Annotated in this window: 19 protein-coding genes; 5 read left to right on the top strand and 14 right to left on the bottom strand. The window is 63.1% G+C overall.

Features of this window, described 5'->3' with window-relative positions; genetic code table 11:
- Position 1: 1 nt before the first annotated feature.
- The 14 genes from nuoK to M1L53_RS09220 all read right to left on the bottom strand — a co-directional run bounded on the left by nuoK (position 2) and on the right by M1L53_RS09220 (position 12,306).
- Entirely contained in the window at positions 2–301 is a 300-nt protein-coding gene (nuoK, locus tag M1L53_RS09285) for an NADH-quinone oxidoreductase subunit NuoK (protein WP_003942238.1), read from the bottom strand.
- Positions 298–1,095, bottom strand: a complete 798-nt coding sequence (locus M1L53_RS09280; protein WP_047271440.1) for an NADH-quinone oxidoreductase subunit J — start codon at positions 1,093–1,095, stop codon at positions 298–300. The genes nuoK and M1L53_RS09280 overlap by 4 nt, the downstream gene beginning before the upstream one ends.
- Positions 1,092–1,649, bottom strand: coding sequence for an NADH-quinone oxidoreductase subunit NuoI (gene nuoI / locus M1L53_RS09275; RefSeq protein WP_003942192.1), 558 nt, complete (start codon positions 1,647–1,649; stop codon positions 1,092–1,094). The genes M1L53_RS09280 and nuoI overlap by 4 nt, the downstream gene beginning before the upstream one ends.
- Positions 1,642–2,982 carry an NADH-quinone oxidoreductase subunit NuoH gene (gene nuoH, locus M1L53_RS09270; protein WP_054188538.1) on the bottom strand — a complete coding sequence of 447 codons (1,341 nt, stop codon included), beginning with the start codon at positions 2,980–2,982 and terminating at the stop codon, positions 1,642–1,644. Before nuoH ends, nuoI begins: the two co-directional genes overlap by 8 nt.
- Complete coding sequence (locus M1L53_RS09265; protein ID WP_047271444.1) at positions 2,979–5,396, bottom strand: NADH-quinone oxidoreductase subunit G; 2,418 nt, start codon at positions 5,394–5,396, stop codon at positions 2,979–2,981. Before M1L53_RS09265 ends, nuoH begins: the two co-directional genes overlap by 4 nt.
- On the bottom strand, positions 5,393–6,712 hold the full coding sequence (gene nuoF / locus M1L53_RS09260; RefSeq protein ID WP_261949218.1) for an NADH-quinone oxidoreductase subunit NuoF: 1,320 nt from the start codon (positions 6,710–6,712) through the stop codon (positions 5,393–5,395). Before nuoF ends, M1L53_RS09265 begins: the two co-directional genes overlap by 4 nt.
- Position 6,713: 1 nt before the next feature.
- A complete protein-coding gene (gene nuoE, locus M1L53_RS09255) occupies positions 6,714–7,538 on the bottom strand; it encodes an NADH-quinone oxidoreductase subunit NuoE (RefSeq protein WP_003942123.1) in 825 nt (274 codons plus the stop codon).
- Positions 7,535–8,866 (bottom strand): NADH dehydrogenase (quinone) subunit D, encoded by a 1,332-nt coding sequence (gene nuoD, locus M1L53_RS09250; protein WP_054188537.1) that lies wholly within the window; start codon positions 8,864–8,866, stop codon positions 7,535–7,537. Before nuoD ends, nuoE begins: the two co-directional genes overlap by 4 nt.
- Complete coding sequence (locus tag M1L53_RS09245) at positions 8,866–9,528, bottom strand: NADH-quinone oxidoreductase subunit C (protein ID WP_007735151.1); 663 nt, start codon at positions 9,526–9,528, stop codon at positions 8,866–8,868. The genes nuoD and M1L53_RS09245 overlap by 1 nt, the downstream gene beginning before the upstream one ends.
- Complete coding sequence (locus tag M1L53_RS09240) at positions 9,525–10,079, bottom strand: NADH-quinone oxidoreductase subunit B family protein (RefSeq protein ID WP_003942234.1); 555 nt, start codon at positions 10,077–10,079, stop codon at positions 9,525–9,527. Before M1L53_RS09240 ends, M1L53_RS09245 begins: the two co-directional genes overlap by 4 nt.
- An 80-nt stretch (positions 10,080–10,159) precedes the next feature.
- Entirely contained in the window at positions 10,160–10,519 is a 360-nt protein-coding gene (locus tag M1L53_RS09235) for an NADH-quinone oxidoreductase subunit A (RefSeq protein ID WP_003942165.1), read from the bottom strand.
- A gap of 211 nt (positions 10,520–10,730) precedes the next feature.
- The gene (locus M1L53_RS09230; protein ID WP_042450864.1) at positions 10,731–11,123 is read right to left on the bottom strand and encodes a response regulator transcription factor; all 393 of its coding nucleotides are present in this window, start codon (positions 11,121–11,123) and stop codon (positions 10,731–10,733) included.
- A 181-nt stretch (positions 11,124–11,304) separates the two neighbouring features.
- The gene (locus M1L53_RS09225) at positions 11,305–11,739 is read right to left on the bottom strand and encodes an SRPBCC family protein (RefSeq protein WP_003942203.1); all 435 of its coding nucleotides are present in this window, start codon (positions 11,737–11,739) and stop codon (positions 11,305–11,307) included.
- Positions 11,740–11,826: 87 nt separating this feature from the next.
- Positions 11,827–12,306, bottom strand: a complete 480-nt coding sequence (locus M1L53_RS09220) for a toxin-antitoxin system HicB family antitoxin (protein ID WP_003942206.1) — start codon at positions 12,304–12,306, stop codon at positions 11,827–11,829.
- Between the two features lie 154 nt (positions 12,307–12,460).
- On the opposite strand from M1L53_RS09220, the gene thyX reads away from it, so the two are divergent.
- From thyX to M1L53_RS09195, 5 genes are all read left to right on the top strand, one after another.
- Positions 12,461–13,213 carry an FAD-dependent thymidylate synthase gene (thyX, locus tag M1L53_RS09215; protein WP_054188588.1) on the top strand — a complete coding sequence of 251 codons (753 nt, stop codon included), beginning with the start codon at positions 12,461–12,463 and terminating at the stop codon, positions 13,211–13,213.
- 43 nt (positions 13,214–13,256) lie between these two features.
- The gene (gene dapA / locus M1L53_RS09210; RefSeq protein WP_003942142.1) at positions 13,257–14,162 is read left to right on the top strand and encodes a 4-hydroxy-tetrahydrodipicolinate synthase; all 906 of its coding nucleotides are present in this window, start codon (positions 13,257–13,259) and stop codon (positions 14,160–14,162) included.
- Positions 14,163–16,172, top strand: coding sequence for a ribonuclease J (locus tag M1L53_RS09205; RefSeq protein ID WP_054188536.1), 2,010 nt, complete (start codon positions 14,163–14,165; stop codon positions 16,170–16,172).
- A gap of 59 nt (positions 16,173–16,231) precedes the next feature.
- Entirely contained in the window at positions 16,232–16,855 is a 624-nt protein-coding gene (locus M1L53_RS09200; RefSeq protein WP_054188535.1) for a TIGR03085 family metal-binding protein, read from the top strand.
- Positions 16,856–16,979: 124 nt separating this feature from the next.
- Positions 16,980–19,751 carry a DNA translocase FtsK gene (locus M1L53_RS09195; protein ID WP_083471240.1) on the top strand — a complete coding sequence of 924 codons (2,772 nt, stop codon included), beginning with the start codon at positions 16,980–16,982 and terminating at the stop codon, positions 19,749–19,751.
- Positions 19,752–19,762: the final 11 nt, after the last annotated feature.

Genomic DNA, 19,762 nt, shown 5'->3' with positions numbered 1-19,762 from the left:
GTCAGTACTTCAGCAGGTCTGCGTCGTCGACGGATACAGAACGCCGAGATCGGAAGATGATCATGATGATTGCCAGGCCGACGACTACTTCGGCAGCAGCTACCACCATCGTGAAGAAGGCGAAGATCTGGCCGTCCAGATTGCCGTGCATGCGCGCGAAGGTCACGAATGCCAGGTTGGCGGCGTTGAGCATCAATTCGATACACATGAACACCACGATGGCGTTGCGTCGCAGGAGGACTCCCGCAGCCCCGATGGTGAACAACAGGACCGACAGATACAGGTAATTCTCGGGATTCATCGCGCAGACTCCTCACCGGTACTCGGATCCGGGGAACGCGGAGTGAGGGCGCTGCTGACGGAGAGCGTCGAGAACGTCCCGTCGGGCAACAGTGCCGGCATGTCCACTGCGTTGTGACGTGCGTACACGCCGGGACTGGGGAGGGGAGTGGCCGAGCCCTTGTCGGGATTGCTCTCATCGCTGCCCAGGTACGCGAATCGTTGCTGCGAGAGTTCGCGTTGGCTGAGTGTGGCTCCGATCTTCTCCCGATGCGCGAGCATCATTGCGCCAAGTGTCGCCGTGATCAGCATTGCGCCGGTCAGTTCGAAGGCCCAGACGTAGCGGATGAAGATGAGATCGGCGAGAGCGTCGATGTTGCCCTGGTCGAGTCCGGTGAATCCGGTGAAGCCCGAGATCGACGCATTTCCGAGTCCGCCGATGAGGAGCAGTCCGAATCCGACACCGATCACGATCGCGCTGACGCGTTGTCCCCGTAGCGTTTCGACCAAGGAGTCCGAAGAATCCACGCCGACCAGCATCAGGACGAACAGGAACAACATCATCACTGCGCCGGTATAGACGACGATCTGGACGACACCCAGGAACAGTGCGCCCTGCACGATGTAGAAGACGGCCAGGATGATCATCGTCATTGCAAGGAAGAGCGCAGAGTAGACGGCCTTGGGGGCGGCGACCACACCCAAAGCGCTGATCACCGCAAGGGTTCCGAGGATCCAGAACTGCACCGCCTCGCCGGTGGAGGTCGATGTCATCGTTCCCTCCGCCAGGATCGTGGTCGTGACCGCCGCGATCATTTCTCGGTCTCCGGGTTCGGCTCTTGCTCGGGTACTGCCTGTTCGGGAGCTGCTGTGATGTCGCCGCGGTAGTAGTCGTCCTGAGTTGTGCCGGGACGCAGCGCGTGTGGTGGCGCTGCCATGTCGGGTTTCAGGGGCGCGAGAAGGCGGTCCTTCTCGTAGATCAATCCGGCTCGGTTGTCGTCGGTCATCTCGTACTCGTTGGTCATGGTGAGAGCCCGAGTGGGGCAAGCCTCGACGCAGAGGCCACAGCCGATGCACCGCAGGTAGTTGATCTGATACACCCGCCCGTAACGCTCGCCGGGGGAGAACCGTTCTTCTTCGGTGTTGTCAGCACCCTCGACATAGATCGCGTCGGCGGGGCAGGCCCAGGCACACAGTTCGCAACCGATGCACTTCTCGAGTCCGTCTGCATACCGGTTGAGTTGATGGCGACCGTGGTATCCGGGCGCGGTGGGCCGCTTCTCCTCCGGATAGAACTCGGTCTCGGGTTTCTTGAACATTGTCGAGAGCGTCACTCCGAAACCCGCGATAGGTCCGAGGAAATCAGGCATGGGAGTCCTCCGATGTGTCGGAAACATCTGTCCGCCGCGGCGGTGGCACGTTCTGACCCGGTAGTTTTCGGGTCGGCAGCGTTTGACCAGGTAGGGGTGGAACCGGGAAGCCGCCCGACATCGCATCGAAAGGCCGGGTCCCCGAATCGGGCACCAACGCGGCGGTTCGGCGTCGGCTGCGGTAAGTCCCGGCCAACACGATCAGGAGCGCAGCTCCGAGAACCAGTGCGACGCAGAGAAGTACGACCCAGGTGTTGTAGCCCTCGTTGCGGAACGCACGAACGGTCGCGATCACCATCACCCATACCAAAGCTGCGGGGATCAGAACCTTCCAGCCGAGATTCATGAACTGGTCGTAGCGCAATCGAGGAAGCGTGCTGCGCAACCAGATGAAGACGAAGAGGAAGCCCCACACCTTGGCGACAAACCACAGCACCGGCCACCAACCGGAATTGGCGCCGTCCCACAGGTTGAACGGGAACGGTGCGTGCCACCCGCCCAGGAACAGTGTCGTGGCCAGAGCGGACACCGTCACCATGTTCACGTACTCGGCCAGCATGAACATCGCGAACTTGAGTGAGGAGTACTCGGTGTGGAACCCACCCACCAGTTCACCCTCGGCCTCGGGAAGGTCGAAGGGAGCCCTGTTGGTTTCGCCGACCATGGCTGTCACGTAGATCAAGAAGGACGGCAGGAGGAGAAAGACGTACCAGGCACCTTGTTGGGCGCTGACGATGCCGGACGTGGACATCGTGCCGGCGTAGAGGAAGACTGCGGCGAAGGACAGCCCCATTGCTACTTCGTAGGAGATGACCTGCGCGGTCGATCGAAGTGCGCCCAGTAGTGGATACGTCGATCCGGACGACCAGCCGGCAAGCACGATCCCGTACACACCGATTGAAGTTACGGCGAGGATGTAGAGAACTCCGACCGGCAGATCGGTCAGTTGCAGGGGTGAAAGGGTTCCGAAGATCGAGACCTGCGGACCGAACGGGATGACGGCAAAGGCCATGAACGCGGGCACGACTGCGATGACGGGCGCGAGGAGATAAATCGGTTTGTCGGCGCCGGTCGGTGAGATGCCCTCCTTGAGGGCGAGCTTGATTCCGTCAGCGAGACTCTGGAGCATTCCACGGGGGCCGACGCGGTTCGGTCCGACACGCATCTGCATGCGTGCCATGACCTTTCGTTCCGCGTAAATTGCCACCAGCGGTGTGAGTACGAGGAACACGAAAATGGCGAGAGCCTTGCCGATCACCAACCACCACGGGTCGTGCCCGAACGCCGACAGGTCGACCGGAGCTGACACGGTCCCGTACTCGTGGGTGGTCATTGCGCTCCCGCCTTCGCAATCTTCACCACGGAACCCGCGGTAACGCAGAGCGTTTCGTAGATCGTGCTACCCGGTGAATTGAGCGGGAGCCAGACTGTTCGAGGCGGGAGTTCGGTGATCTCCAACGGTAATGTGATGGAACCGGATTCAGTCGACACCGCAACGTGATCGCCGTTGTCGGCGCCGATCTCGGCAGCGGTCTCGGCAGACAAACGCACGAGTGGGAGCCGTGCCGTACCCGCCAGGTTGGGCTCGCCGTCTTGCAATCGGCCGTTGTCGAGCAGCATTCGCCAGCTCGACAACACTGCCTCGCCCAGTGCCGGTGTGGGCATGGTGCCTGACGGCACCTGAGGCGAGATGGGGCGCGATCCGGACCACGCGCCGAGGCGGTGTATCTCCGAGCGTGCGGAATCTGCGTCGGGTAGGCCCAGATCGATGCCCATCTCGGCTGCGATCGCGTGAAGGACGCGCTGATCCGGCATCACTCCTGTCGTTCTCAATGCGGTGTCGAACACGCGCTCGCGGCCTTCCCAATCGAGGAAGGTTCCGGGCTTCTCGGCGACCGGTGCCACCGGGAAGACGACGTCGGCGAGTTCGGTGACTCCGCTGTGACGGATCTCCAAACTCACCACGAAACCTGCTGCTTCGATCGCGGCCCTTGCCTTCGCCGGGTTCGGGAGATCACTCAATTCGACGCCGCCGACAAGAAGGGCAGCAGTCGTCTGCCCCGGATCCAGCAGACTCGCGGCGTCGCGCCCGTCGGATGCCGGGATGGAGGCCCCCCACACTGATTCCACCTCCTGACGTGCTGCCGGGTCCGCAACGGGGCGTCCGCCGGGAAGCAATCCCGGTAGTGCGCCGGCCTCGACGGCGCCGCGATCACCAGCGCGGCGTGGGACCCAAGCCAAACAAGCTCCTGTCGCTTCGGCGAGACGTACCGCCGCGGCGAAGCCGCCCGCCACCTCACTGAGTCGTTCGCCCAACAGGATCACTGCGCCGGGCTGCCGGAGGAGCTGGCCCTCCTCATTTCCAGGGCGAGCCAACGAATCCATCAGAGCTGCTTCACTTCCGGGTACGGTCCGAAGCAAAGAGCCGCCCATCTTCTGCAGGCCGCGCGTAGCGAATGGCGCGCTGGAGAGCACCGTCGTCTTGCCGAAACGTGCGGCTTTGCGTAGCCGCAGGAAGATGATCGGTGACTCCTCCTCGGGCTCGAGAGCTACCAGCAATGCGGTCGGGGCCGACTCGAGGTCCTGGTACGTCACCGCCTCTTCGAGTGTGCGGCCGGCGACGTGTGCTGAGAGGAAACCTGCCTCTTCGGCTGAGTGAGCACGGATTCGGAAGTCGATGTTGTTGGTAGCGAGAGCAACTCGCGCGAACTTGCCGTAGGCGTAGGCGTCCTCCAAGGTAGAGCGTCCGCCGACGAGTACGCCTGCGTCACCGCGGGCCTGCGCGAAGGATCGCGCAACGAGGTCGAGTGCCATGGGCCACGACGCCGGAATCAATTCGCCGTCAGCGTTGCGGATCAGGGGAGTGGTGATCCGATCACCTTGGGTCGTGTACGTGAATGCGAAACGGCCCTTGTCGCAGTTCCATTCCTCGTTGACTTCGGGGTCGTCCCCGGCGAGACGGCGGAGAACCTTTCCGCGACGGTGGTCCGTGCGCTGAGCACATCCGTCGGCGCAGTGTTCACACACGCTGGGGCTGGACACCAGATCGAACGGTCGCGCCCGGAATCGGTATGCCGTACTGGTAAGCGCGCCGACCGGGCACACCTGGATGGTGTTGCCCGAGAAGTAGGACTCGAAGGGCTCGTTGGCGTAGATCCCGACCTGTTGAAGCGCGCCACGCTCGAGGAGATCGATGAACGGGTCGCCGGCGATCTGGCCCGAAAACCGCGTGCATCTGGCGCAGAGGACGCAACGCTCGCGGTCGAGGAGGATTTCGGACGAGAGTGGGATGGGCTTGGGATAGGTCCTTTTCTCCTCACCGAACCGGGATTCGGTGCGACCGGTCGACATCGCCTGGTTTTGAAGCGGACACTCGCCGCCCTTGTCGCACACGGGGCAGTCCAGAGGGTGGTTGATGAGCAGGAGTTCCATCACCCCGCGCTGCGCCTTCTCCGCCACCGGTGACGTGAGCTGTGTGGTGACGACCATTCCGTCCGCAACCGGTGTCGTGCAGGACGCCACCGGCTTGCGTTGACCTTCGACCTCCACGATGCACTGTCGGCACGCCCCGACCGGGTCCAGAAGAGGATGATCGCAGAACCGCGGAATCTGTGTGCCGATCATCTCTGCAGCGCGAATGATCAACGTGCCCTTGGGTACCTGGAGTTCCCGGCCGTCGATGGTGAGGGTGACGAGATCAATCGGCGGTGCCGCATCGGTTCCAGTGGTGGCGTCGGCTGCAGTCATGAGACGAACGCTCCTGTCGCGAGAACGGACCGGCGAGGATCGAACGGGCATCCGTTGCCGTCGAAATGCGCTACGTATTCCTCGCGGAAGTACTTCAGGGAGGACATGATCGGGCTGGTCGCTCCGTCGCCCAACGCGCAGAAGGATTTTCCGAGGATGGTGTCCGAGATGTCGAGAAGTTTGGTGAGATCAGCTTCAGTACCTGTTCCGCCTTCGAGTCGCCGCAGGATCTGCACCAGCCAGTACGTGCCTTCGCGGCACGGCGTGCATTTACCGCAAGATTCGTGGGCGTAGAACTCGGTCCACCGCAGCACCGCGCGCACGATGCAGGTTGTGTCGTCGAATATCTGCAGTGCCTTGGTGCCGAGCATCGATCCCGCCGCGCCGACACCCTCGTAGTCGAGTGGGACATCGAGATGTTCGTCGGTGAAGATCGGAGTCGAGGATCCGCCGGGAGTCCAGAACTTGAGGGTGTGCCCGGTGCGAACGCCGCCCGCGTAATCGAGAAGTTCTCGCAACGTGATGCCGAGCGGCGCCTCGTACTGGCCGGGAGTGGTGACATGACCAGAGAGCGAGTACAACTTGAACCCCGGCGACTTCTCGCTTCCCATCGACCGGAACCACTCCGGGCCGCCCAGGACGATCGACGGCACACTCGCGATGGACTCGACGTTGTTGACGACGGTCGGGCAGGCGTAGAGGCCGGCGACGGCGGGGAATGGCGGCCGCAGTCGAGGCTGACCGCGTCGTCCCTCCAACGAATCGAGGAGGGCTGTCTCCTCACCACAGATGTACGCGCCTGCTCCGGCGTGCACGACGAGATCCAAGTCGAATCCCGAACCGAGGATGCTGCGGCCCAGGTATCCGGCCGCGTAGGCCTCGGCCACAGCGGTCTGCAGACGTCGCAGGACCGGGACCACCTCGCCCCGGACGTAGATGAACGCCTTGGCCGCTCGAATTGCATACGCCGCGATGATGACTCCCTCGACCAACGTGTGTGGGGTCGCCATCATCAACGGCATGTCCTTGCATGTGCCCGGTTCGGACTCGTCGGCATTGACGACGAGATAGTGGGGCTTGCCGTCTCCTGGCTTGTCTTCGGTGCTCTGTGGGATGAAACTCCACTTGAGGCCCGTCGGGAAACCGGCGCCACCGCGCCCACGAAGGCCCGCGTCCTTGACCGTTTCGATCACGGCGTCCGGGGACATGGCTAGCGCTTTGCGTAGGGCTTGGTAGCCGTCGTGACGAAGGTAGCTGTCGAGAGTCCACGAGTTCGGTTGATCCCAGTAGCGACTCAGGACGGGGGCGAGTGTCATGTCACTTCCCTTCGCCGGGAGCGTCGGCTGCTGAGGCCGAGCCGGGTGGGTTGTCGTCGTGAGATCGGCTGATACGCAGTCCGGCAAGAGTTGCCCCGCCGATTGTTTGTGCTTCGGCTGCTTCGATTCGCGTATCCGGGAACCCGGCCAAGGTGCGTGCGGTCTGTCGGAACGAACACAGTGTGGCACCGCGACTGGGTGTCACGCGCTCTCCGGCGCGGAGCGCATCGACGAGTGAGCGCGCCGATTCCGGAGTCTGGTTGTCGAAGAACTCCCAGTTGATCATCATGACGGGGGCGTAGTCGCACGCCGCATTGCACTCGATGTGTTCGAGGGTGATCTTGCCGTCGGACGTCGAGATGGAGTGTCCGCCTTCGTCTCTGGAGCCTGCTGACCCGAGATGCTCTTCGAGTGCTGCGAGGATGTCGTCTCCGCCCATGATCGCGCACAGCGTGTTGGTGCAGACTCCGACCAGATACTCACCCGTCGGACCACGGCGATACATCGAGTAGAAGGTGGAAACGGCGGCAACCTCGGCGCCGGTCAAACCCAGCTTGGCACTGCAGAAATCGATCCCGGCCGGGGTGATGTACCCGTCCTCGGACTGCACGAGATGAAGGAGCGGCAGGAGGGCTGATCGACTGGTGGTCGCCGCGGCGTCAGGCTCACGGTAACGAGCGATGACGGTTTCGGCATCGGCGTCGAGTCGGGCGAGTACGTCAGGCGGATAACTCGATCGTGCGCCAGGGCGTACCAGTTGCGTGGGCTCGTCCGGGCGCGGCCCGAGTTCGATGAACACCCGTGACGAGCCGTTCGGGCCGGTCATCGGTCCACTCCGCCCATGACGGGATCGATACTGGCAACCGAGGCGATCACGTCGGACACCATGCCTCCCTCGCACATCGCCGCTACCGCTTGAAGGTTGGTGAATGACGGATCCCGGAAATGGACGCGGTACGGCCGGGTTCCCCCGTCGCTGACCATGTGCACACCCAACTCGCCACGCGGGGACTCGACGGCGGCGTACACCTGGCCGGGCGGCACGCGGATTCCTTCGGTGACCAGTTTGAAATGGTGAATCAGACCCTCCATGGACGACTCCATGATCTTGGCGATGTGCTTCTGCGAATTGCCGAGGCCATCCGGTCCGACAGCGAGATCGGCAGGCCAGGCGATCTTCTTGTCGTCCACCATGACCGGCCCCGGTTGTAGTTTGTCGAGGCACTGCTCGACGATCTTGAGGGACTCCTTCATCTCCTCGACACGGATGACGTACCTTCCGTAGCAATCGGATCCGTCGTGCGTCACGACGTCGAACTCGTAGTTCTCGTAGCCGCAGTAGGGCTGCGCTCGACGCTGATCGTGGGGGAGACCCGTGGCGCGTAGGACCGGCCCCGTCACGCCGAGCGCCATGCAGCCGGTGAGATCGAGATATCCGATTCCCTGGGTGCGGGCTTTCCAGATGGAGTTGTCGCTGAGCATCAGTTCGACGTCACGCAACCGTTTCGGTAGGACCTTCAACAGTTCTCGTACCTTCGCGACCGACCCGTCGGGTAGATCCTGAGCGAGACCACCAGGCCTGATGTAGGCGTGATTCATCCGCAGTCCGGTGATCGTCTCGAACACGTCCAGAATCAATTCGCGTTCGCGGAATCCGAACAGCATCGCCGTCACGGCGCCCAGTTCCATTCCACCGGTTGCCAGGGCGACAAGGTGCGACGAGATTCGATTGAGCTCCATCATCATCACGCGAATGACGGTGGCTCGCTCGGGAATGTCGTCGGTGATGCCGAGAAGTTTTTCGACTCCGAGGCAGTACGCGGTTTCGTTGAAGAACGGTGACAGGTAGTCCATTCGAGTAACGAAAGTGACGCCCTGCGTCCAGTTCCGGTATTCGAGATTCTTTTCGATTCCGGTGTGCAGGTAGCCGATTCCACACCGAGCTTCCACGACTGTCTCACCCTCGATTTCGAGAATGAGGCGCAAGACGCCGTGAGTGGACGGATGCTGCGGGCCCATGTTGACCACGATCCGTTCGGCCTCGCCGGTTCGCTGGCGAGCGGCCGCGGTGACGATGTCGTCCCAGTCCTGACCCGATGCTGTGACGACGGTTTCCGTCGTGGCACCGGAGTTGCTTCCTGTCGTCTCGTTCATCAGTTGTACGACCTACGCTCGTCGGGTGGAGGAGTCTGGGCGCCCTTGTACTCGACCGGGATACCGCCGAGCGGATAGTCCTTGCGCTGTGGGTGGCCCTTCCAGTCGTCGGGCATCTCGATACGGGTCAGGGCCGGGTGACCGTCGAAGACGATCCCGAAGAAGTCGTAGGTCTCACGCTCGTGCCAATCGTTGGTGGGGTATATCCCGACGATGGACGGAATATGTGGATCGGAGTCCGGCACGGACACTTCCAGTCTGATCCGGCGGTTGTGCGTGATCGAAGCAAATGGATACACGGCGTGGAGCTCGCGACCGGTGTCCTGCGGATAGTGGACTCCATCGACACCCAGGCAAAGTTCGAAGCGCAGTTCCGATTCGTCGCGCAGTCTGCGCGCGACCTGCGGGAGGTGAGACCGTTCGACATGCAGCGTCATCTCGTCTCGAAAGATCACTACCCGCTCGATTGCATCGGTGAAAGTGCTGCCCCCGCTGCGCAATGCGGCATCCAAGGAGTCCGCAACTTCGTCGAAGTATCCACCGAACGGTCGAGAGGCCTTGTCCTCTACTGAGATCGGCGGGGCGAGCCGGCTGTAGCCCGAGGTGTCACCACTGCCGCGGACCCCGAACATCCCCCTCGATCCGTTGTTGCCCGCGGTCATCGCAGAAGCCCCTTCATGTCGATGGTGGGGGTGGATGCCAGTGCGGCGCGCTCGGCTGCCGCGCGTGCCTCTTCGCGGTTCACGCCGAGGGGCATCTCCTGGATCTTTCGGTGCAGTTCGATGATCGCGTTCAGGAGCATCTCCGGCCGCGGCGGACAGCCGGGCAAGTAGATGTCGACCGGCACGATGTGGTCGACGCCCTGTACCACTGCGTAGTTGTTGAACATACCGCCGGACGACGCACACACACCCATGGCCAGAACCCATTTCGGCTCGGCCATCTGGTCGTAGACCTGACGAAGTACCGGCCCCATCTTTTGACTGACCCGCCCGGCCACGATCAGAAGGTCTGCCTGTCGCGGCGACGCGCGGAATGCCTCCATGCCGAACCGCGCCAGGTCGAAGCGACCTGACGTGGTTGCCATCATCTCGATCGCGCAGCACGCGAGCCCGAAGGTGGCAGGCCACAGTGATCCTTTGCGGGCATACCCTGCCAGGCCCTCGACAGTGGTCAGTAGAAATCCGCTGGGGAGCTTTTCTTCGAGACCCATATCCGACTCTTTTCAGTCGTAACAGCTGCGGTGTGACCGGTTTTGTCTGACGTATGTGTGCTGTACCTGTGTCCGCTGGCCTAGTCCCAACCGAGACCGCCTCGTCGCCATTCGTATGCGTATGCCACCGAGACGTTGACTATGAAAAGGCCCATCGCCGCGAGGCCGAACAAGCCGAGCGAATCGAAATGCACCGCCCACGGGTAGAGGAAAACGATCTCGATGTCGAAGATGATGAACAGCATTGCCGTCAGATAGAACTTGACGGGAAACCGCCCGCCACCGGCGGTACGGGGTGCCGGTTCGATTCCGCATTCGTAGGCTTCGAGTTTCGCCCTGTTGTACCGCTTCGGGCCGACCACGGACGCGAGAACAACCGACACCACAGCGAAGGCCATCGCGATGACCCCGAGGACGAGAATGGGGATGTAAGCGTTCATGTCACCCGAACTCCTCTCCGCTGTGCGGATGTCCGCCCAGCCCGAAGGTGCCGTTCGATTTCGATACTGCCAGCAATTCGATACTTATGTGACCTGCGACACCCACACTAGGGGAGGCCTCCGACATTGGGTTCGTTTTCGGGGTGCCGAGTTTCGCTCTCGAAAGTCCGAAGTAGTCGGCGCCGCAACGAATCACCGCTGCAACGGGTGCTCACCGGCTCAGTTGTCGACGCAGAAGCGCGATGACGGTGGAAGCAAGTTCGATCGGATCTATCGGCTGCGGCACTGAGGCTTCCGCTCTCGACCACGACGCCAGCCACGCATCGTCGGGTCGACCGGTCAGTACGAGGATCGGTGGACAGTCGGCGATCTCGTCCTTGAGTTGTTTCGCGACGCCCATGCCGCCCGCCGGACTCGCCTCGCCGTCGAGAATGGCGAGGTCGATTCCGCCGGCATCGAGCTTGGCTACGACGATCGGTGCCGTCGCGACCTCGATGTAGTCGATGGTGGGCATCGACGGATGTGGGCGCTCTCCGAGAGCGAGCCGAACTTGCTCGCGCGTGTGTGCGTCGTCGCTGTAGACGAGGATGCGCACGGGTGCCATGGAGTTGGGCTCTGCGGTCTCGGCGGACACGCGGCCGACGTTACTCCGGGCGGTCCCCGGCTACCGGCGAATCTTCAACATCGGCAGGGACTTCCGCGAAAACACAGCTCGGCTTCACGGCAAACGGCCCCTACCCGGCGATGAACGCCGGAAGTAAGGGCCGCCTGAATTGCGTGTGCGCTCAGAAGTTTTCGACGAACTTCGTCAGGCCCTTGCTCGCTGTTTCCAGCGCCGTCTTCTGTGCCTTCTTCACCAGGAAGCCCGGCAGCGGGATCTTGGGATCGATGGTCAGTTCGAAGGTGACTTTGGTTCCACCGTCGGTGGGAGTCAAGACGTACGAGCCGTCCTGCTGGTTCTGCTGACCGCTCTCCACGAGGGTCCAGGTCACCTTCTCGTCGCCCTCGAAGGTGTAGTCGACTACCTGCTCGTCGTTGATTCCCAGAATGGACACGGCCATGCGAACGCGATGGGGGCGACCGTCGTCGTGGGTGCTCTCGATGGTGATCTTCTTGTGTGCAGACGACCACTCCGGCAGCCGATCGACGGCTGCTACGGCCTTCATCACCGTTTCCGGATCAGCCTTGATCTCGAATTCCTTGACGCCCGAAACGGCCATGAACGTGCTCCTTCTCGCCTTGCGGCAACGGTTCGTGATTACTGCAGTTGCGCAATTAGATCATTCGGTGATCGGGTTGGCGTCGAGCTAGTCCATGCCGTTCTTGCGCATCTGGTCCCGCAATGCGCCCTGGACGGCTTGTGAAACCCACGAGTTGAGGGAGACTCCGTTCTGATTGGCGGCCTCCTCGGCGCGGGCTTTGATCTGTTCCATCATCCTCAACGTCACCCGGCTGATATCTCCGCTGACGTCGTCGAACGAGTAGGTTGAGTCCTTCTTCTCGTCGTCTGCCTTCTCGTTTGCACCTTCGCCGCCGGTCGAGTTCGGCGGGCGAACGACGTCGACCAGTAATTCGCTTCCGTCGAGATTCACCTTGACCTCTCGGTCGCCCAGCTTCGCCCCGATCTCCTTGGCCAGTTCCGTCGCCGCGGCCAACAAGACCAGGCGGACCGAGGGTTCGATGGCGGCGGACAACGACGCCGCAATCCGGCGCGTGTGATCGTCGCCGAGTTCGGCTGCAGTGGCGAGGTCGTTCTGCAGCTTTGCGGTGTACTCCGAAATGTCCATGACACCACAGTGGCGTCAAAAGTGACGTCAGTCAAGGCTGTGATGACGTCACTCGGTATCGAGGGCGGTCGACCGCTATAGAGTTGCCCAGCACCTGAGGCGAACGGCGCCCGGGTTTCGTGCTGGTCGTTTCGTGCTTGTCGAGGAGTGGGTTGTGCCGAACACGGTGTCACTGAAAGTGCAGTTGGTGGCGAAGTCCGAGTTCTTCCCGCCCGAGGACATTCCGTGGGAGACGGACGCGGATGGTGGCGAAGCGCTCGTCGAGTTCTCCGGTCGAGCCTGCTACCAGAGTTGGTCCAAGCCGAATCCGCGAACCGCAACCAACGCCGGCTATCTGAGGCATCTGCTCGAGGTCGGACACGTTTCGGTGCTCGAGCATGCGACAGTGAGCTTCTACATCACCGGTATCTCGCGCTCGTGCACTCACGAATTGATTCGTCACCGGCACTTCTCGTACTCGCAACTCTCGCAGCGATTCGTCCGTGAGAACGATGCAAACGTCGTCGTGCCTCCTGCTGTCGAAGGTGATCCCGAGCTCGAAGCACTGTTTCTGCATGCCACCGACGAAAGCCGTCGCGCTTACGGGGAACTGCTGACTGCCCTCGAAGGGAAACTGCAATCGGTGCCCGGTGCCCCGATGCGGGGCAAGCAAGCCAGGCAGGCTGCGCGCTCGGTGCTGCCCAACGCCACCGAGACGCGCTTGGTCGTGACCGGGAACTATCGGGCCTGGCGGCACTTCGTCGAGATGCGTGCCACCGAACATGCGGATGTCGAGATCCGGCGAGTCGCGGTCGAGTGCCTGCGTCAGCTTCGTGATGTCGCGCCAAATGTGTTCGGGGACTACGAGATTCTTCGCGGAAGCGACGGATCGGAAATTGCCGTCAGCGCATTTGCGGCCGAGTCGTGACTCGTGTGCAGAAGTAAGAGCTGAACCGGGTAACCTTCTGACCATGACCTACGGTGATTCCGCTTCTCTTGTCGAGCGTCCGTTCGGCACCATTTCCGTTGCGATGGTGACCCCGTTCACTGCCGACGGGAAGTTGGACGTCGACGCGGGAGTGCGCCTCGCAGCCCATCTCGTCGACAACGGCTGTGACGGCCTCGTTCTTGCCGGTACCACCGGTGAATCTCCCACCACCACCGAGTCCGAGAAGCTCGACCTGCTCCGCGCAGTGATCGACGCCGTCGGTAACCGCGCGAAGATCGTTGCAGGCGCCGGCAGCAACGACACCGCTCACAGCGTCGAACTCGCACGTGACGCGGCTCGCGCCGGAGCGCACGGTCTGCTCGTCGTCACCCCGTATTACTCACGTCCGCCCCAGGCCGGACTGTTTGCACACTTCACCGCCGTCGCCAACGCGACCGACCTGCCCGTCATGTTGTACGACATTCCGCCCCGCTCCGTCGTTCCCATCGAGACCGAGACGATCCGCCGACTCGCCGAGCACCCGCGAATCAAGGCCGTCAAGGACGCCAAGGGCGACCTCAACGCCGGCGCAGAGTTGATCGGCACCACCGAGCTTCAGTTCTTCTCCGGCGACGACCCGCTGAATCTGCCGTGGCTCGCTGTCGGCGCCACCGGCTTCGTCAGCGTCATCGGCCATCTTGTTCCGGGTCGTCTCCGTGACCTTCACACCGCGTTCGTGTCCGGCGACATCGCCCGCGCACGCGAGATAAACCTCAGTTTGATCCCTGTGATTCGTTCCGTTGCCCGCCTCGGCGGTGTCAGCGCTTCGAAGGCGGGTCTGCGACTCATCGGAATCGATGTCGGAGAACCACGCCTTCCGCAGGTTGCACCCACTAAAGAGCAGATCGACGGTCTTGCCGCCGATCTGCATGCGGCAGGAGTTTTGTAAATGACCCGTCCCCCCCGACGTCGTAGTGCCAGTCGTCAAGCCGGTCCGCCTTCGCCTCCGGCTCCCGAAACGGCCGCAAAGGCCGCACCGGTAGAGGCACCAGCTGCGCCGGCGGCAGAAGCGGCCCCCGCCGCAGCCGCCCCGCCCAAGAAGGCCGCAGCAACCAAATCTGCAGCAACCAAGTCCACTGCCACCAAATCTGCTGCACCCAAGAAGTCGACCGAAGAGAGGTCGCCGCGCAAATCTTCCGGCGGTAACCGACCGGCAGCATCGAAGTCGGGCAACGGGCGCGGAAACAAGCGCCCCGAGAACCGTCCGGCCGTCGATCCCACGGGTCGCCTCGGAACACCCCCGAAGGCGCCGGCATCGGGTTTGCGCATCGTCGCGCTGGGCGGCATCGGCGAAATCGGTCGCAACATGACGGTGTTCGAGCACCGTGGCAAGTTGCTGATCGTCGACTGCGGTGTGCTGTTCCCCGAGGACCAGCAGCCTGGCGTCGACCTGATCCTCCCGGACTTCCGCTACATCGAAGACCGTATGGACGACGTCGAAGCCGTCATCTTGACTCACGGACACGAGGACCACATCGGTGCTCTGCCGTTCTTGCTGCGTCTGCGCGCGGACATTCCGGTCATCGGCGCGAAGTTCACTCTCGCTCTCGTTGCCGCCAAGTGCCGCGAGCATCGCCTGCGTCCGAACCTGGTCGAGGTCGTCGAGGGAAACACCACCACCCATGGCCCGTTCGACTGCGAGTACTTCGCGGTCAACCACTCGATTCCCGACGCTCTCGCGATCGCGATTCGCACCGACGCCGGCGTCGTACTGCACACCGGTGACATCAAGCTCGATCAGCTGCCTCTCGACGGCCGCCTGACCGACCTCGCCGGATTCTCCCGCCTGGGCGACGAGGGCGTCGACCTGTTCCTCGTCGACTCGACGAACGCCGAAGTTCCGGGATTCGTCACACCCGAGCGCGAAATCGGGGGAGTGCTCGACAACGTCATCGGCAAGGCGAAGCAGCGCGTCATCGTGGCATCTTTCGCCAGCCATGTGCATCGCATCCAGCAGGTCGTCGACGTAGCCGCTCGGTACAACCGCCGCATCGTCTTCGTCGGCCGCTCGATGGTCCGCAACATGCAGATCGCCCAGGATCTGGGCTACCTGACGGTGCCCGACGGCCTCGTCGTAGACATCGACACCGCCGCCACCCTTCCCGACGATCGCCTGGTGCTCATTTCGACGGGTTCGCAAGGTGAGCCGTTGGCAGCGCTCTCGCGTATGGCGCGCGGCGAACACCGTCAGATCAACATCCGCGCCAACGACCTGGTCGTTCTCGCGTCTTCGCTGATCCCGGGCAACGAGAACTCCGTTTTCGCCGTGGTCAACGGTTTGGCCAAGCGCGGTGCCACCGTCGTGACCCAGCAGAGCGCCAAGGTTCACGTCTCGGGCCACGCGTCCGCCGGTGAGTTGCTCTACCTGTACAACGCGGTTCGGCCCACCAATGCCATGCCCGTCCACGGTGAATGGCGGCACCTGCGTGCCAACGCCGCGCTGGCAAAGGCAACCGGCGTGCCGGAAGAGCGCATCGTATTGGCCGAGGACGGCGTCGTGGTCGACATGGTGGACGGCCTCGCCGAGATCGTCGGACGCGTACCGGTCGGACACGTCTACGTCGACGGTCTGTCCGTCGGCGACGTCGGTGAGCCGACGCTGTCCGATCGCCTCGTGCTCGGTGAGGGCGGCTTCATCGCGATCACCATCGTCATCAACGAGTCGACGGGCCGTGCGGTCAGCACCCCCGAGGTGTCCGGTCGCGGCTTCTCCGACGATCCGACAGCGCTCAAGGCTGCCGCGGATCTCGTGGAATCGGACCTGGCCCGGTTGGCGAGCGAAGGCGTCATCGACGCTCATCGCATCGCGCAGTCGGTGCGCCGCGTCGTCGGACGCTGGGTCGCGGACAAGTACCGCCGCCGTCCGATGATCATTCCGACGGTCATCGCGGTTCCGTAGATTCGGCACAGCAGGTCGCTTCCGCTCGAACCCGGTCCGGTTCGAGTACTTTGGCGAAGGTGACCTTCGCTCATGACGAACGACTCGCCCTGGTGGACAGCATGGTCGAATTCGGCCCCGATGCTCCGACACTGTGTGGGGAGTGGACCAATCGTGACCTGGCAGCACATCTGATAGTCCGGGAGCGGCGTCTCGACGCCGCTCCCGGAATCATGTTGAGCCCTCTTGCCGGTCACACCGAGAGCGTGCGTAAGGCCGCAGCGGCGCGTCCGTGGGAGGAGATCCTCGACGACGTTCGGAGTGGGCCGCCTCGGTGGTCGCCGATGTACTGGCTCGACGCGCAGGTAAATACCACGGAAATGTTCGTCCACCACGAAGATGTACGACGCGCACATCTGAACTGGGCGCCGCGTCCGTTGTCGGAGGGTCGGCAGGCTCAGCTGTGGAAGTACGCCCGGCAGATCGGCAAGATGGGTTACCGCAAAGCCGCTGTCGAGGTCATTTTCGAACTTCCGTCCGGCGAGAGTGCGGTCGTCCACAAATCCGGCTCTCGCAGTGTTGTCCTGCAGGGTGAACCCGCCGAGTTGCTGCTGCACGCTTTCGGTCGCAGCGAGGTGAAGATCGAAGCCAAAGGTGAACTGGCCGACGTTCAATCCGTGATGGCGCTCGATCGCAGTTTCTGATGGCCCCCTTCTGCCGGAGCCGAACTCGACAGACGGGTTGTGAAGATCACGTTTCGCACTCGCCACCAGTGTTGCTGGTGTTGCGGATGGTCCAGATGGGGTCGCACAGACTAGCCTGAACTCCATGGCAGGTAAGTCGAGCGCCCGGGGATCCAGTACAAGCACGTCTACGTCCAGGGCATCGACCAGGTCGTCAGCCTCTACTCCGAGCGCGCGCGCAACCGCAAAACCTCGTGCCTCGCGCACCACGCGAACCGTATCGACTCCTCGAAATGTCACGACTTCGGCCAGGGCTGGTGGGCGCCCCGCGTCGGGCAAAGGCTCCAAGCCGGCGCCCAAGAAGGCGTCCGGTACGTCGTCGGCCGCGCGCCGCCCGGTATCGAAAACCTCTCAGCGGGCCAGCCCGTTGGCCGCTGTGGGCAAGGGAATCGGAGCCGGGTGGTCCCTGGCTGCCCGCGGCGTCGGCGCCACCACACGCACCGTCAGTAAGGTCGGCGAGATCGAAGCCGGCCACCGCCGCGACGGAATAGCGCTCGGCCTGATCGCATTCAGCGTCGTCATCGCCGGTGGCGTCTGGTTCAAGGCCGGTGGTCCGATCGGCGGCGGCATCGACACCCTCGTGCGGGCGATCTTCGGCGCGGCCTCGGCCGTGCTCCCCATCGTCGGCGTCGGCCTCGCGATCCTGTTGATGCGCACCGAACCGAAACCTGAGATCCGGCCCCGACTGATCATGGGATCCTTGCTGGTCGGTCTGCCGGCGCTCGGCCTCTGGCACATCATCTCGGGTTCACCGACAGACGCCACCGGTCGCTCCAACGGCGCAGGGTTTGTCGGATACGTCGTGGGCGGCCCGCTCACCAACGGGCTCACCGTCTGGCTGTCTGCGCCGCTGCTGGTCATCGGCGCCGGATTCGGAATCCTCCTTCTGACCGGAACGACTCTGCGTGAGGTGCCGAGCAAGTTCCAGTCCTTCTTCGGCGCCTCGTATCGCTCGGATGAATACGGCGACTACGGATCCGAATTCGACGAGGACGGTGAGCACCACTACGGCGAATCTGCTTACGATCCTTCACTGTTCGACGCCGACGGCTACCCGGTCGACACCTACGCCGAGCCGCCGCTCAAGCCCGCCAAGCGGACCAGTCGACGCGCACCGATCGACAACTACCCGACGGACGAGTTCGAATCCGGAGACAAGAAGACCGAAGTCCTCGGTCTGTGGAACGCCGACGACACCGCAGTACCCGACGAGCCCGTCGCGGCTGCGGCAGCGCCCGTCGTGGAGACGCCGGCACCGCGCCCCAAGGTGCCTGCGCGTTCGGTCCCCATCGCCAAGCCCGTGCCGAAACCCGAACCGGAGCCGGAGGAGAAGGAACACTTCGTCACCGATCGGGTCACCGACGGCGACTACAACCTCCCGCCGACGACGTTGCTGATCGAGGGAGACCCGCCCAAGCTCCGCAGTTCTGCGAACGACGCGATGATCGAGGCGATCAGCGAAGTCCTCGAACAGTTCAAGATCGATGCCGCTGTTACCGGTTTCACCCGCGGACCGACGGTGACGCGCTACGAGGTCGAACTCGGCCCAGGCGTGAAGGTCGAGAAGATCACCGCGCTCGCCCGCAACATCGCGTACGCCGTGGCAACCGACAACGTCCGCCTCCTGGCCCCCATTCCGGGTAAGTCCGCGGTGGGTATCGAGGTACCGAACTCCGACCGCGAAATGGTCCGCCTCGCCGACGTTTTGAACGCGCCGAGCACCCGACGCGATCACCATCCGCTGGTGATCGGTCTCGGTAAGGACATCGAAGGTGACTTCGTCAGTGCGAACCTCGCGAAGATGCCCCACCTTCTGGTGGCAGGTTCGACCGGCTCGGGTAAGTCGAGCTTCGTGAACTCGATGCTCGTCTCGTTGCTCACCCGAGCAACGCCCGAAGAAGTACGGATGATCCTCATCGACCCCAAGATGGTCGAGCTCACGCCGTACGAAGGTATCCCGCACCTGATCACGCCGATCATCACTCAGCCGAAGAAGGCAGCGGCAGCGCTGGCCTGGTTGGTCGAGGAGATGGAACAGCGCTACCAGGACATGCAGGCCAACCGGGTGCGTCATATCGACGACTTCAACTCCAAGGTCAAGTCCGGGGAAATCACCGCCCCGCTGGGCAGCGAGCGCGTCTACCGTCCGTACCCCTACATCCTGGCGATCGTGGACGAGCTGGCAGACCTCATGATGACCGCGCCGCGCGACGTCGAAGAAGCAATCGTCCGCATCACGCAGAAAGCCCGTGCTGCCGGTATCCACCTGGTGCTGGCAACGCAGCGCCCGTCCGTCGACGTCGTCACCGGCCTGATCAAGACCAACGTGCCTTCGCGTCTGGCGTTCGCGACGTCTTCACTGACGGACTCGCGAGTCATCCTCGATCAGCCCGGAGCCGAGAAGCTCATCGGTATGGGTGACGGCCTCTTCCTGCCCATGGGCGCGGGTAAGCCGACCCGTATGCAGGGCGCGTTCATCACCGACGAGGAAATCTCGGCGGTCGTCGACTTCGCGAAGAACCAGGCCGAGCCCGAGTACACCGAAGGTGTCACCGCGCAGAAGGCAGGGGAGAAGAAAGACGTCGATCCTGACATCGGGGACGACATGGATGTCCTCCTGCAGGCCGTGGAATTGGTCATCACGAGTCAATTCGGTTCGACGTCGATGTTGCAGCGCAAGCTACGAGTCGGGTTCGCCAAGGCCGGCAGACTGATGGACCTCATGGAAAACCGCGGCGTCGTCGGACCCAGCGAGGGCTCGAAGGCACGCGAGGTGCTCATGAAGCCCGAGGAGCTCGACGGTCTGCTGTGGTCGATACGCGGCGGCGACCCGGATGAGGCACCTGCAGACGAGTAGGGACACCTCGG

It is taken from the genome of Rhodococcus sp. T9N, from assembly GCF_024436645.1.
Lineage (GTDB): Bacteria > Actinomycetota > Actinomycetes > Mycobacteriales > Mycobacteriaceae > Rhodococcus_F > Rhodococcus_F qingshengii.
The sequence above is the reverse complement of the archived record's forward strand: the minus strand, read 5'-3'. Positions and strand labels throughout refer to the sequence as shown.

Excerpts from the sequence above, each read along its gene's own strand:
- nuoK (WP_003942238.1), bottom strand. The coding sequence starts at position 301 with ATGAATCCCGAGAATTACCTGTATCTGTCGGTCCTGTTGTTCACCATC.
- M1L53_RS09280 (WP_047271440.1), bottom strand. The coding sequence starts at position 1,095 with ATGATCGCGGCGGTCACGACCACGATCCTGGCGGAGGGAACGATGACA.
- nuoI (WP_003942192.1), bottom strand. The coding sequence starts at position 1,649 with ATGCCTGATTTCCTCGGACCTATCGCGGGTTTCGGAGTGACGCTCTCG.
- nuoH (WP_054188538.1), bottom strand. The coding sequence starts at position 2,982 with ATGACCACCCACGAGTACGGGACCGTGTCAGCTCCGGTCGACCTGTCG.
- M1L53_RS09265 (WP_047271444.1), bottom strand. The coding sequence starts at position 5,396 with ATGACTGCAGCCGACGCCACCACTGGAACCGATGCGGCACCGCCGATT.
- nuoF (WP_261949218.1), bottom strand. The coding sequence starts at position 6,712 with ATGACACTCGCCCCCGTCCTGAGTCGCTACTGGGATCAACCGAACTCG.
- nuoE (WP_003942123.1), bottom strand. The coding sequence starts at position 7,538 with ATGACCGGCCCGAACGGCTCGTCACGGGTGTTCATCGAACTCGGGCCG.
- nuoD (WP_054188537.1), bottom strand. The coding sequence starts at position 8,866 with ATGAACGAGACGACAGGAAGCAACTCCGGTGCCACGACGGAAACCGTC.
- M1L53_RS09245 (WP_007735151.1), bottom strand. The coding sequence starts at position 9,528 with ATGACCGCGGGCAACAACGGATCGAGGGGGATGTTCGGGGTCCGCGGC.
- M1L53_RS09240 (WP_003942234.1), bottom strand. The coding sequence starts at position 10,079 with ATGGGTCTCGAAGAAAAGCTCCCCAGCGGATTTCTACTGACCACTGTC.
- M1L53_RS09235 (WP_003942165.1), bottom strand. The coding sequence starts at position 10,519 with ATGAACGCTTACATCCCCATTCTCGTCCTCGGGGTCATCGCGATGGCC.
- M1L53_RS09230 (WP_042450864.1), bottom strand. The coding sequence starts at position 11,123 with ATGGCACCCGTGCGCATCCTCGTCTACAGCGACGACGCACACACGCGC.
- M1L53_RS09225 (WP_003942203.1), bottom strand. The coding sequence starts at position 11,739 with ATGGCCGTTTCGGGCGTCAAGGAATTCGAGATCAAGGCTGATCCGGAA.
- M1L53_RS09220 (WP_003942206.1), bottom strand. The coding sequence starts at position 12,306 with ATGGACATTTCGGAGTACACCGCAAAGCTGCAGAACGACCTCGCCACT.
- dapA (WP_003942142.1), top strand. The coding sequence starts at position 13,257 with ATGACCTACGGTGATTCCGCTTCTCTTGTCGAGCGTCCGTTCGGCACC.
- M1L53_RS09205 (WP_054188536.1), top strand. The coding sequence starts at position 14,163 with ATGACCCGTCCCCCCCGACGTCGTAGTGCCAGTCGTCAAGCCGGTCCG.
- M1L53_RS09195 (WP_083471240.1), top strand. The coding sequence starts at position 16,980 with ATGGCAGGTAAGTCGAGCGCCCGGGGATCCAGTACAAGCACGTCTACG.